Here is a 13,777-nt window from a genome sequence, read left to right on the forward strand (position 1 = left end):
GCCCCGTCAACGCGGCCTGGAGGCATTCCAGGCGGGCGACATCCGCTCGCGCCGCCCGAGGGCCGGTGCGCCTTCCCCGTGGCGCTCACCGGACCGCCCGCGAGGAGGCGGCGCCCGCGGCGTCGGAGAAGGGCTCTACCGCTCGCCCTTGCGCCGCACCGAGACGCTGCCGCCGTTGAGCCGGCGCAGCGAGACCTGGAGCCGGGCCTCCGCGGCCTTGATCTCGGTGAGGGCCTGGTGGGTGTAGTGGATATGCGCCTCGGCGGCCTCGCCGGCGGTCTCGATGTCGCCGGCCATCACGCTCTCGTAGATCGCCCGGTGCTGGGCGCGCAGACGGTCGCGGGTCTCCGGGCGGGCAAACAGCTTCTCGCGGTTCTCGATCACGCCCTGGCGCAGCATCCCCGACAGGGCCCGCATCGTGTGCAGCACCACGAGGTTGTGGCTCGCCTCGTAGACCGCGACGTGGAGGTCCACGTCGGCCTCGGCCTCCTCCCGGTGCACCCCCTCCTCGTGGGCGCGGTCGATCCGCGCCATGCAGGCGGTGAGCCGGTCGCGGTCGACCGCGTTGGCCCGGGCGGCGGCGAGCCGGGCCGCCATCCGCTCCGTCGTCGCCCGGAACTCCAGGTAGTCGTCCACCACCTCGGCGTGGGAGGCGATGAGCGCGATCAGCGGATCGGTGATCTCCCGGCCGAGGGGCGCCACCGCGCGCCCACCGCCCGAGGCGACCAGCAGGCCCTCCTCCTCCAGGATCTTCATCCCCTGGCGCAGGGTGGGGCGCGACACGTTCAGGCGCAGCGCCAGGTCGCGCTCGGGGAGCAGCAGGTCGCCGGGGCTGAGCGAGCCTTCGAGGATCAGGTCCTTGAGGTGGCGGGCCGTCCCCTCGGCCACGCTCGCGCCCTTGATCGGGTCCTGCTCCATCCCGCGCTCCGCCGGCCACCGTCACCCTGACCGGCACTATAATGCGGGAAATTGCGATTTCCAATTGACCGGTTTGGTAAAATCATTTTACCGTTACCCTACCTCTGGTTCAAGTCGGTCATCGAGGTCGCGCGGTCCCGTCGGCCGGCGCGCCCGCTCACGCCCCCGCACCCGGTGCGGGACGGCGATGGCGGCCGCGCGGATCGAAGGCAGCCGCATCCGCAAGAGAGGTCCGAAGGACCCGCACGCGCCCGCAACGGGCGAGACGGTCCGAGAGGGCGAGGAAGTCGAGAAGGGAGGATCCACAAGGTGAGCTGGAATCAAGTCTACGATCCATTGTCGAACAGCGTCTGGTCGACGGCGCTCGCCGCCCTGCCGATCGTCGTGCTGCTGGGCGGCATCGGCCTCCTGCACCTCAAGGCCCACGTCGCGGCGCTCGCCGGCCTCGCCGTCGCCCTGGCGGTTGCGGTGCTCGGCTTCGGCATGCCGGCCCCGATGGCCGGCGCCACCGCGGTCTACGGCGCCGCCTTCGGCCTCCTGCCGATCGGCTGGATCATCCTCAACGTCATCTTCCTCTACCGGCTCACCGAGAAGACCGGGCAGTTCGACGTCCTGCGCGACTCGATCGCCGGCATCACCCCGGACCGGCGGCTCCAGCTCCTGTTCATCGCCTTCTCGTTCGGCGCCTTCTTCGAGGGTGCGGCGGGCTTCGGCACGCCGGTGGCGGTCACCGCCGCGATGCTGATGGGCCTGGGCTTCTCGCCGCTCGCCTCCGCGGGCCTCTCGCTCATCGCCAACACCGCGCCGGTCGCCTACGGGGCGCTCGGCGCCCCCGTCATCGCGCTCTCGGCGGTGACCGGGCTCGACCTCATCGCGCTCTCGGCGATGATCGGCCACCAGCTGCCGTTCTTCTCGGTCCTGGTGCCGTTCTGGCTGATCTGGGCCTTTGCCGGCCGCAAGGGCATGTGGGAGGTCTGGCCCGCGCTCCTCGTCGCCGGCCTGTCCTTCGCGGTGCCGCAATACCTGGTCTCGAACTTCCACGGCCCCTGGCTCGTCGACGTGGTGGCCGCGCTCTGCTCGATGGCGGCGCTCGCGGGCTTCCTGCGGGTCTGGCGCCCGGCCAAGATCTGGACCTCGACCGGGGACGACGGCGCGCAGGCGCCGGTCGCGGAGCCGAAGACCCACACCACCCGGGCGGTCCTGCGCGCCTGGACGCCCTGGATGATCCTGTCGGTGTTCGTCTTCGCCTGGGGCACGCCGCAATTCCGCGCCTGGCTCGACTCGCTCTGGGTCTGGAAGCTGCCGGTGCCCGCCCTGCACAACCTGGTGGTGAAGATGCCGCCGGTCGTCGCCAAGCCCACCATGGAGGCCGCGGTCTACACCCTCAACCTGCTCTCGGCGACCGGAACCGGCATCCTGCTCGCGGGCCTCGTCGGCGGGCTGATCCTCGGCTTCTCCCCGCTGCGGCTCCTGCGGGAATACGGCCGCACCACCTATCTCGTGCGCTACTCCCTCCTGACCATCGCCGCGATGCTGGCGCTCGGCTACGTCACCAAGTATTCGGGCACCGACGCGACGCTCGGCCTCGCCTTCGCGCAGACCGGCTGGATCTACCCGTTCTTCGGCGCGATGCTGGGCTGGCTCGGCGTGGCCCTGACCGGATCGGACACCGCCTCGAACGTGCTGTTCGGCGGCCTGCAGAAGATCACCGCCGAGCAGCTCGGCCTCTCGCCGACCCTGATGGCCGCCTCCAACTCCTCGGGCGGCGTGATGGGCAAGATGATCGACGCCCAGTCGATCGTCGTCGCCTCCACGGCCACGCAATGGTACGGCGGCGAGGCCAAGATCCTGCGCTACGTGTTCTTCCACTCGGTCGCGCTCGCCTGCCTCGTCGGCTGCCTCGTGATGCTCCAGGCCTACGTGCCGCCCTTCACCGCGCTCGTGCCGGCGCACTGATCCTCCAACCGGGCCGGGGGCTGCGACCCCCGGCCCCCGTCCTTCCCTCTGCCTGGCCGCGCGGTTCCCCGCGCCCGGGGGATCGCCCCCGGGACAGCCTTGATGCGAGAGCCCCGATGCGCCTGAGCGACTGCCACAGCTTCCACGACTTCCGCCGCATGGCGAAACGCCGCCTGCCCGGCCCGATCTTCAACTACATCGACGGCGGCGCCGACGACGAGGTCACCTACCGGCGCAACACCGCCTCCTTCGAGGCCTGCGACCTCGTTCCCAACGTCCTGCGCGGCGTCACCGACGTCGACATGTCGGTGACGGTGATGGGCCAGCGCCTCGCCATGCCGGTCTACTGCTCGCCCACCGCCCTGCAGCGGCTGTTCCACCACCAGGGCGAGCGCGCCGTGGCGGCGGCGGCCGGCAAGTTCGGCACGATGTTCGGGGTCTCCTCGCTCGGCACCGTCAGCCTCGAGGAGGCGCGCCGGATCAGCAGCGGTCCCCAGGTCTACCAGTTCTACTTCCACAAGGACCGCGGCCTGAACCGCGAGATGATGGCCCGCGCCAAGCAGGCCGGCATCGAGGTGATGATGCTGACTGTCGATAGCATCACCGGCGGCAACCGCGAGCGCGACAAGCGCACCGGCTTCGCGATTCCGTTCCGGCTCACCCTCGGCGGCATGGCGCAGTTCGCGATGAAGCCGGCCTGGGGGATCAACTACGTCACCCACGAGCGCTTCCGGCTGCCGCAGCTCGAGAACCACATCGCCATGGATGGCGGCGCCCTCTCGATCAGCCGCTACTTCACCGAGATGCTCGATCCGAGCATGACCTGGGACGACGTGGCCGAGATGGTGCGCGACTGGGGCGGCCAGTTCTGCCTCAAGGGCGTGATGTCGGTGGAGGACGCCAAGCGGGCGGTGGCGATCGGCTGCACCGGCATCGTGCTGTCGAACCACGGCGGGCGCCAGCTCGACGGCTCGCGCAGCGCCTTCGACCAGCTCGCCGAGATCGTCGACGCCGTCGGCGACAGGATCGACGTGATCATGGATGGCGGGGTGCAGCGCGGCACCCACGTGCTCAAGGCCCTGGCGCTCGGCGCCAAGGCGGTGGGCTTGGGCCGCTACTACCTCTTCCCGCTCGCGGCCGCGGGCCAGCCCGGCGTCGAGCGGGCGCTGGAGCTGATGCGGATCGAGATCGAGCGCGACATGAAGCTGATGGGCTGCACCGCGATCGACCAGCTCACCCGCGACAGCCTGCGCTTCACCCGCGGCTGAGGCAGGCCGCCGCCGACGGTTTCGCGGCGGCGGCGACCATGTTCGCCGCCGGTCCCTCGACGAACGGAGCTTGACCGGCGAATTCCGGCCGATCAATCATGTCTTAAGTCATGGCCATTACGTTCGGTCAGACTGTTCGGCATGTGACATCCGCCTGCAATGCACGCGAGCAACGGGTTGTACGACGCAACCGACCTTCGTTCGTCCCTCGCACAAGGGGCGGACACCGTGGTCGCGTTCCTCGATCGCGTCCGCGAGGCCTTCGCCGTGCGTGCCGTCCTGCTGCTCGCCCACGAGGGCGGGGCGCCCGCCTGGGCGAGCGGCGGCGCGACGCCCGACGCCGCGGCGGCCGCCCTGTGCCGGGCAGTCTCCGGCGAGGGCCTGCGCGTCGTCCCCGACCTCGCCGCCCCGCGCTGGCGCGCTCACCCGGCGGTCGCCGGCGCGCCGGGCTGGCGCTTCGTCGCGACCCACGCGCTCGAGCCCGGACCGGGCCTCCTCGCCCTGCTCGATTCCCGGCCCCGCCGCCTGACGCGGGCGCAGGAGCGGCGGCTGGCCGATTTCGCCGCCGCCGCCGAGAGCCTCGGCCGCCTCGCCCGGGCGGGGGAGGGCCTGGCGCAGGCCCTGGCCGCCCAGGGGCGGGCGCTCGCCCACAGCCGCAAGATCTTCGACCGCGCTGCGACCGCCGCGCGGATCGGCGTGTGGGAATGCGCCCTGCCGGACGAGACCCTGACCTGGACCGATCAGGTCTACGCGATGTTCGACCTGCCGCGCGACGCGCCCCTCGACCGCGACCGGATCGTCGCCTGCTACGCGCCGGACTCCCGGGCCGCGCTCGCCGAGGCCCGCGGGCGGGCCATCGCCGAGCGCGGCGGCTTCACCCTCGACGCCGAGATCGTCACCGGCCAGGGCCGCCGCCGCTGGATCCGCATCAACGCGGTGGTCGAGTGCGAGGGCGCCGACCCGGTGCGGATCTTCGGGATGAAGCAGGACATCACGGAAGAGAAGCTCCTCGCCGACCGGACCCGCTACCTCGCCGAGTTCGACGCCATGACGGGCCTCGCCAACCGGGCGACGTTCCAGGCCCGCCTCGCCGCCCTCGACGAAACTCCGGGGCGCTCCCCCTTCGGCGCCCTGCTGCTGATCGACCTCGACGGCTTCAAGCCGGTCAACGACACGCTGGGCCATCCGGCCGGGGATGCCTGCCTCGTCGAGGTCGCGGGCCGCCTGCGCGGGTCGTGCCGCGACGGCGACCTCGTCGCCCGGATCGGCGGCGACGAGTTCGCGGTCCTCCTCGCCACGACCGCGCCCGGCATCGCCGAGGAGGTCGCCGCCCGCCTCGTCGCCGCGCTCGGGCAGCCGGTGGCCTGGGCCGGCCGGACCTTCAGCATCGGCGCCTCGATCGGCATCGCCCGCGCCGACGGCCGCTCCTCCGCCGAGCTCTACGCGGCGGCGGACGCGGCGCTCTACGCCGCCAAGGCCGAGGGGAGGGCGCGGTTCCGGGTGGCGGCGGGGCCGCCGGCCCTGTCCGCACCGGCGTCGTGAAGCCCGGTCGGCCGCGTCCGGCGTCGTCGGTCTTTTGTTAGCGCCAGCGTATCGCGTCGGGCCCGGGGCGCGTCGATGCAGGAACGCCGTGTATTGCGGCGGGGCGCGGCCGCGCCGTTGCGTGCGGAATGTGTCGACCGATGGAATAATCCTGCGCGTCATGCGCCGTCGCGCGCCATATAATTTCGCTTGATCCGGACCGTCGATTGACTTTCGCCGAATTGCCTCGGCCCGCCGGGCGTGCTGATATGCGGCATAAGCCTCCCGACCAACGGGGCGGCGTTGGGAGGAATCGATCGATGAAGCGAGTGATCGCGGGAGCGTTGTCGCTGGGCGCCCTCGTTATGGCAGCGCTGCCGGCCGTGGCGCAGGACAACAAGACGCTCACCGTCTGGTTCAGCAAGGGCTTCTATCGGTCCGAGGACGAGTCGCTCTGGGCGACGATCAAGAAGTTCGAGCAGAAGACCGGGATCAAGGTCGAGCTGTCGCAATACGCGATCCAGGACATGATCCCCAAGACCGTGGCGGCGCTCGATTCCGGCTCGCCGCCGGATGTCGGCTATTCCGACACCTACAACAACCAGGCCGCCGGCAAATGGGCCTTCGAGGGCAAGCTCGAGGACCTCACCGACATCCTCCAGCCGATGATGCCGCGCTTCGCGCCCCAGACCGTCGAGCACGTGCTGCTCATGAACGGCCAGACCGGCAAGAAGGCCTATTACGGCTTCCCGCTCAAGCGCCAGACGCTCCACACCGAGATCTGGGGCGACATGTTGGAGAAGGCCGGCTTCAAGCAGGCCGACATCCCGCAGAAATGGTCCGACTACTGGGCGTTCTGGTGCGACAAGGTCCAGCCCGGCTACCGCAAGGCCTCGGGCACCCGCACCTACGGCATCGGCGCGCCGATGGGGGTGGAATCGACCGACAGCTTCCAGTCCTTCTACGCCTTCATGGACGCCTACGACGCCAAGCTCGTCGACGCCGACGGCAAGCTGACCGTCGACGACCCCAAGACCCGCGAGGGCGTGGTCAAGGCGCTGAAGGACTACACCGACCCCTACATCAAGGGCTGCGTGCCGCCGTCCGCCACGACCTGGAAGGACCCCGACAACAACGTCGCGTTCCACAACCGCACCACGGTGATGACGCACAACTTCACCATCTCGATCGCCGCGAAGTGGTACGAGGACAGCGTCAACCCGAACAACACGCCCGAGCAGCGCGAGGCCTCGAAGAAGGCCTACGAGGAGACCATCATCACCGCGCCGTTCCCGGCCCGGCCGGACGGCAAGCCGATGACCTACCGCGCCGACGTCAAGCAGGGCGTGGTCTTCTCGGGCGCCAAGAACAAGGCGGCGGCCAAGGAATTCGTGAAGTTCATCATGGAGGAGGACAACCTCCGTCCCTACGTCGAGGGCGCGATCGGCCGCTGGTTCCCGGTCACCAAGGACTCGATCGAGAGCCCGTTCTGGCAGGCCGACAAGCACCGCAAGGCGGTCTACAACCAGTTCAAGTCCGGCACCGAGCCGTTCGACTACGTGAAGAACTACAAGTTCACGCTGGTCAACAACGAGAACGTCTTCGCCAAGGCGATGAACCGCGTGGTGAGCGAGAAGGTCCCGGTCGAGAAGGCCGCCGACGAGATGCTGGCCCGCATCAAGCAGATCGCCGGGCAGTAAACAGAAAGGGCTGTTCGGGGCAAGGAAAGGCGCAGGTACTCCCCTCTCCCGTGTGGGAGAGGGGTTGGGGGTGAGGGTGCTACGGTTCTGAGTTCAGCACTAAGCGTTGAGCGGCCAGCACAACGGTCTGAGCTTCACACTGAAGCGTGTCACCCTCACCCCTACCCCTCTCCCACACGGGAGAGGGGATCCCGCGCCTCTTTCGTTGAAGGACAGTCCCGCCCAGCCCCGCGGAACAACAGGGGAGGCACCCGTGCCTCAACCCACACCATCCCGAGCGGGGTCCGATCGCGTGGCGCTCGGGGCCCGCTCTCGGTTTTCCCATCCCCCGCCTCACGGCCTCACCAAGGAGACCGACCATGTCCGCAACGGTCGCTGAGGCAGCGCCGGTCGCCGCGGCCCAGCCCTTCCGCCTGACCTCGTGGCAGGCCTGGGGGCTGATCCTGATCGCGCCCTACCTGCTGATCTTCATCTTCTTCGTCATCTACCCGATCGGCTACGGCCTGTGGCTGGCGCGCAGCCCCGCGAGCTACGTGCATCTGGCCGAAGACCCGATCTTCGCCCGCGCCGTCGTCAACACGCTGGTGTTCCTCATCGTCGGCATCAACGTGAAGATGGCGATCGCGCTCGTGCTGTCGGGCTTCTTCACCAACGAGCGGAAGTGGATCCGCTGGCTGTCGGTGCTGTTCATCCTGCCCTGGGCGGTGCCGTCGATCCCCACCATCCTGTCGGTGCGGTTCATGCTGAACCCCGAATGGGGCATCGTGAACTCGATGATCTTCCGGCTGACCGGCGACGACGGCCCGAACTGGCTCAACGACCCGAGCCTCGCGCTGACGCTCGCCATCGGCGTCCATATCTGGAAGTCGCTGCCGTTCTGGACGCTGATCCTGCTCGCCGGCCGGCTCGCCATCTCGGCCGACCTCTACGAGGCGGCCTCCGTCGACGGCGCCACCAAGTGGCAGAAGTTTTTGCACGTCACCTGGCCGTCGATGCGGACGCTCTACGTGACCTGCACCATCCTGTCGATGATCTGGACGCTGGGCGACTTCAACTCGGTCTACCTGCTCACCGGCGGCGGCCCCGCCGACCTGACCCACGTGCTCGCGACCCTCGGCATCCGGTATCTGCGCCTCGATCAGGTCGACGCCTCGATGGCGGCGGTGGTCTGCGCGATGCCCTTCGTGCTGCCGCTGGTCTACGTGCTGATGAAGAGGCTCTCGAAATGAGCACGACCCTGACAGCCCGCGCCGCTCCGTCTGCCGAGGAGCGCTCCGCCGCCCGCACCAACTGGCTGCGCGCGGCCGGCACGGAGGCGAAGCTCCTCCTCATCGGCATCCCGGTCCTGCTCTGGACCGTGATCCCGATCTACCACCTCGTCCTGTTCGCGATCTCGCCCAAGCAGGACGCGATGTCGGGGGCGCTGTTTCCGGCCCACCCGACGCTCCAGAATTTTCGGATCGTCTTCGGGCAGCAGCACTACTTCCTGTCGAACTTCTGGCAGCAATTCTGGAACTCGGCGGTCATCGCCTTCGCGACCGGCGTGCTGACGCTGGTCGTCGCCACCGCGGCGGCCTTCGCGATCAGCCGCCTGAAGGTGAAGGGCGGCCGGACCGTGATGAACATGGCGCTGTTCACCTACTTCATCCCGGCCGCGTTCCTGGCCGTGCCGATGTACAAGACGATGGGCGCCTACGGGCTGCTGAACAGCAAGTGGGCGCTCATCCTCGCGATGGTGACGATCGCCAGCCCCTACGCGATCTGGGTGCTGAAGCAGGCCTCCGACAAGCTGCCGGTGGAACTGGACGAAGCCGCGATCATGGACGGCGCCTCGCCGCCCCAGCTCTTCCGCTTCGTCTACCTGCCGCTGATGGTCCCGTCGCTGGTCGCGATCGGCGTCTACGCGCTGCTGCTCGCCTGGAACGAGTACCTGTTCGCCTTCCTGCTCCTCTCCCGCGACACCGACGTGACCCTGCCGGTGGCCTTGGGCAGCTTCCTGGCGGCGGATGACTCGCCGTGGGAACTGCTGATGACCACCGGGTTGATCTACGCCATGCCGCCGGCCGCGATCTATTACGTGTTCAAGCGGTATATGGTGGGTGGGTTGACGGCGGGGGCGGTGAAGAGCTGACATCTAGTATGATGTCTCTACCGGCCACCGACAAAATGTCGGGGCCGGTCTTGCGAAAAATTCAGCGTAAGCGGCGACGAATTTCTCCTTCTGTATCTTCGCGCCGCGCATCTTGCTCGTAGCTACTAGCCATTCCTGTTAAAAGCTTCGACGAGACATATGGATGCGTGTATTGTATAGCGTCTGCCCATTGATCGTACATAGAAGCTAATTTTCTTTCTTCTGAGCCGTCTGGGCCCCGCCATACCGCGCCTCGCGCATTGTAGCGCCCTATGCGAGCACCTGTCATTATATGATCAGAGCGTATATGTTCGAGTACTTCTCTAACTTCCTCGCAAGGCCATGTACCGTCAGCACCCACTGGTGCATATGACAGAAGTTGCCCAATCATTTGATCGCCAATCTCGGATCTAGCCAGTTCTGAGCACGCACTTCGAACTGTCTGGACCCAATGTATGAGTTCTGACGTCGTAAGATTTCCTTGCTCGTTATATCCGGGAATACGCGTGAGGCTGTCAAGAAGCTTATATGCTTGCTCGGACATACGTTTTATATGTTTTTGTTGAATGATGAATTCGGGTGGATCAAGATTATCATCATTGCGTCGATAGGCACATACAACTGCTTGGACAAAAAATTCCGGATTTTTTTGGATGTATATTTCTAAATTTGAGATATAATTATTTTTACCACGTTCAGAATAGTTCGAAAGCAGAGACAGGTAAGAAAATTCAAGAGAAACCTTTTCTTCAAAAGAAATATCATTGCTACGCGATATGAATTTCAATGCTTCAACGATATGATATTGATCGATCTGATGATGATCCACCTTTTCATCGCTATCATCAATCATAGAATGCAATATGCCTGCTAGCAGACGTGCATCGGTATTTTCTAGATGAAAGCGCGCGCAAGCGAAAGCGGCGCGCGGCCGGCCCGATTGATGCAACTTGCGCATGGCGTCGCGTGTTTCATCGTCGGATCTTTGTCCCCAGTCCGGAGCAACCTCGCTCCAGTAAATTCGCTGCGCTTCTGTTGTCAGTTTTTCTACAAGCACCCATGTACTACGGCGAAACGGAGCATGGATAAGTATACGGCTCCTTTCTTCGTCTTCGTATTTTTGGTATATTTGAGATATCGCTATTTCTCTTGTAGTATCATCGAGGATATGCAACGCTCCTGAAAATAATTGCTGCAAAACAAAGGAATGAGTCATATTTTCCTTCTTAGTTGTCCATAAAAATTGAAGGAATTCAATCAATTCATCAAATGTGAGAGCTGAGCTTGAGCATAGACATCCGATCTGCCAAGCCGCTCCCCCATTGCCGGCAGCCTGGATGATACCTGCCACTCCTCTATCGGCATAAATTTCTTTCAATGCAGTTATACGAAGAGCATCTATACGCCTTTGCCTGCTCTCAAAATCCATGTCATCTGCGAGCACTTCGTCGCATGACTCTTCAACCCAAGATTTATGGAACAACCAAGCGTGACGATTTAATAAATCCGAGGGCTCCAAAGCTTCATACGCTCTCGAGGCTGCTTCTCTTAAGGGCGCGCTAGCGGTAGGTTTTTTTGCTTTGACTGCTCTGCGTGACATTGTACTGGTACGAATCTTTTCACGAAGTGAGGCTTTGTCAGCGTCGGCAGCATTCCGTGCCCACTTTGAGACTATTTCCCAAAAATCTATTTGATATTCTTCTCCTAATGACTCAAGTCTACCGACAATATCAGATAAAGTATCAAAACTATGAGGTTCAAATGTAAATGCGAGCTCGACCATTTCGCGCCGGAAAGACAGAATTGGATCCCAGGTTTTAAACGGCTCGCCAAAGCCATATCCATCGGTACGCCAGCGGGGTTTGTGATTATAATGACCTATCTCTTGGTTTTCTCCAAATTGTTTAACACACAATTGCCAGCCGATTTGGGGAAATTTATCCAACAAATACTTTATCGCTGCGAGTCGCTGTTCATGATTGGCTGCTGTTTGCGGCATCCATGATCGGAAAATTGAATGTAATGAGTTAATCGGTTTATTTGACAAATTATCGTTGATTTCAACTTCTGACAGCCTTGCCAAAATAATTATGGATCGAAAAAATGTTTTTGGATTCCATGCGAGATCCTCTAAAGCCCAAAGTAATCCTGTGCGGCTGGAGAGCCAACCAAACAACCTGCTATCGATAGGGCGTAAGAGACCTAGGATAGCTGGGGCAGGTTGCTGAAGATCGTCCTCAATTATATCTAGGAACACACTTGGCGCCGCTTCGGCGTAAACTGGCAAGTCTTGATCGTTCGCCTCTATATTTCTTAGTATCAAGGGCACTGGTAGAATTTTCTTCACTAAGTTTGCGGCATGAAATTCTGCATTGAAACCCAAGCGATTGAGGAATAGATCGTTTCCGTAGACTGCAAGAAGCACAAGTGTTTCGCTTACGCCATTTCTGAAGCTACCTGTGAATTCTCGGGTTTTACCATGAATATTGGCGTAGATACGATCTTTATCCGCCAAATCTAATGATGGGTCGTCTTCGCATAGGACCATTTCCGCTAAACTAAAATATCTCTCAAGTTCATCTCTAGTAACGAACGGTGCAACAGCGAAGAGGGCGTCGATCTTTGAAATAATTCCTCTAAACTCACCTATTGATATAATTGGGATATCGTCAAGTTGTCCTAATTCTTGACAATCTTGTTCAATTGTTTTGTAGGAGCGATCTGCCAGTAAGCTCATGCCTTCGCGATCTACAGGATTTGTGCTACTCCATTTTCCAACAAACATAAGCGGTATTAAGCGCCGAGCAATTTTTGGATTGCGTGCCCATTCGGGTGTGCGAACTGCCGGTACGTTTGACAATCGTCTCCTTAATACTGTAAGAGAACGGCCAGATGCATTAGCTAGACGATCAATTTCGTCTCGCTCTTTGTTCATTTCATTCAAGCCTGCTTGGAATCTTTCATAATCAGCGGGATGTAAAACTATGTGTGGTTCAGAATTTGCTGTGTTGCGGGACGAAATAATTACGGAATGCATCGAATTGGATAATGACGCCAATTCCCTTTCGACATCACGATTTGTTGTTATGGCAATAAATGTTTGTGCGCCCATGGCAAGCCTTGGGACAATATTCGGCTTATCGATTACAATTATTTGATCACGAAATCCGATGAGCGCTTCGTCATTAAACAAACAGGAGACAAAACCTAAGCCTTCTTCGGTCGAGTCCGCAGACACAATTAATGGAGAGCGAGGTTTATCTCGGAGATGGTTTAAGGCTACAGTTTTATATTTATCAATCATATATTCGAAAAATTTTCTAGATAAGGGAGGAGATGTCACATTGGCCCAATCAGACCAACATTGATCCAGGGACCTCACATTCGTATTTGGCATGTTAGTTTCGCCGGCAAGCCAAGCTTGAGCAGATAGCGACTGTTCGGCCCACTGTTCCAAATCAACAGCGTCGTATACGCGAACATCTTTCCAGCTTTTGCTGGCTTTTGCTGCTGCCTCCCAACTTTTTTTTCCAGGCCATCTCTTAGGGGTAACGAATATGAATGTAATCTCAGAGCGCTCTGTGGCGGAATGCGCAGATATGCTCTTTTTAAAATCAGAGTCTGCTTTTGTTTTCGGAACAGCGTTTGTTCCGAATTCCCAGCCAGATTTTCCTGCTGGGACCCATGGGGTTCCCTGACTGGCTTCGGTAAATCCGTCCCAACCCGGAGTTTCGGCATCGTCATTGCCGGGGAACTCCGATTTTGTCAGCGCTGCTCCAGTCGAATTTGCAAGTATCCTCAGAAATACCGCAAACCTTGAGCGCGATGAAATATTTTTACTTGACCATTGTTCAATATCTTTTGCTTTTAACTCTAGGAATGCAGGAACATATTGTTTCACATTATGTATTTCAGAATTATCTTTCCTTTGCACGGCGTCATAAATCGCTTGCAATTCCAATATTTTAGCTGCTGGAATGCCGAGGGCGCGTTCAATTCTCATCGCCATGTCTGGCGTTGCAGCAACTCGCCCATTCAGGAATAGTGACATGCTAGGTCGGCTGATGCCTACCAATTTGGCAGTCTCTGTTACGGAAATGCCTTTTGGAGCTAACGCTGTATCCCTCACATATGTACCGGGGTGAGGTGCTGAAACTCGAATCGGGTCATGTGGATCAGTGGGGGTCGATTGCTGGGTCATTTGCGCCTCCTGAAAGCAGGTTAGCGCCACTGTTAGGTGTTAGGCAACGCCTAACAGCTGGTTTTTCGGCAAGCGACGTCAC

At 61.7% G+C, this 13,777-nt stretch carries 8 protein-coding genes; 6 read left to right on the forward strand and 2 right to left on the reverse strand.

Going from position 1 to position 13,777, the window contains the following annotated elements:
• Positions 1-135 precede the first annotated feature (135 nt).
• Positions 136-918, reverse strand: coding sequence for an FCD domain-containing protein (locus BMX97_RS02895; protein WP_091745268.1), 783 nt, complete (start codon positions 916-918; stop codon positions 136-138).
• 309 nt (positions 919-1,227) lie between these two features.
• Between BMX97_RS02895 and BMX97_RS02900 the strand changes: the two genes are divergently transcribed.
• The 6 genes from BMX97_RS02900 (at position 1,228) to BMX97_RS02925 (ending at position 9,494) form a co-directional block, all read left to right on the forward strand.
• On the forward strand, positions 1,228-2,874 hold the full coding sequence (locus tag BMX97_RS02900; protein ID WP_091745270.1) for an L-lactate permease: 1,647 nt from the start codon (positions 1,228-1,230) through the stop codon (positions 2,872-2,874).
• Positions 2,875-2,990: 116 nt separating this feature from the next.
• A complete protein-coding gene (locus BMX97_RS02905; protein ID WP_091745272.1) occupies positions 2,991-4,142 on the forward strand; it encodes an alpha-hydroxy acid oxidase in 1,152 nt (383 codons plus the stop codon).
• A gap of 228 nt (positions 4,143-4,370) precedes the next feature.
• Entirely contained in the window at positions 4,371-5,684 is a 1,314-nt protein-coding gene (locus BMX97_RS34135) for a GGDEF domain-containing protein (RefSeq protein WP_280142782.1), read from the forward strand.
• Positions 5,685-5,983: 299 nt separating this feature from the next.
• Positions 5,984-7,363, forward strand: a complete 1,380-nt coding sequence (locus BMX97_RS02915) for an ABC transporter substrate-binding protein (RefSeq protein WP_091745274.1) — start codon at positions 5,984-5,986, stop codon at positions 7,361-7,363.
• 359 nt (positions 7,364-7,722) lie between these two features.
• Positions 7,723-8,592, forward strand: a complete 870-nt coding sequence (locus BMX97_RS02920) for a carbohydrate ABC transporter permease (RefSeq protein ID WP_091745276.1) — start codon at positions 7,723-7,725, stop codon at positions 8,590-8,592.
• Positions 8,589-9,494, forward strand: coding sequence for a carbohydrate ABC transporter permease (locus tag BMX97_RS02925; RefSeq protein WP_244538253.1), 906 nt, complete (start codon positions 8,589-8,591; stop codon positions 9,492-9,494). The genes BMX97_RS02920 and BMX97_RS02925 overlap by 4 nt, the downstream gene beginning before the upstream one ends.
• 61 nt (positions 9,495-9,555) lie before the next feature.
• On the opposite strand, the gene BMX97_RS02930 is transcribed toward BMX97_RS02925, so the two are convergent.
• The gene (locus tag BMX97_RS02930; protein WP_210187615.1) at positions 9,556-13,695 is read right to left on the reverse strand and encodes a helix-turn-helix transcriptional regulator; all 4,140 of its coding nucleotides are present in this window, start codon (positions 13,693-13,695) and stop codon (positions 9,556-9,558) included.
• Positions 13,696-13,777: the final 82 nt, after the last annotated feature.

Source organism: Methylobacterium sp. ap11 (assembly GCF_900110515.1).
In the GTDB taxonomy this organism is placed as follows: domain Bacteria; phylum Pseudomonadota; class Alphaproteobacteria; order Rhizobiales; family Beijerinckiaceae; genus Methylobacterium; species Methylobacterium ajmalii.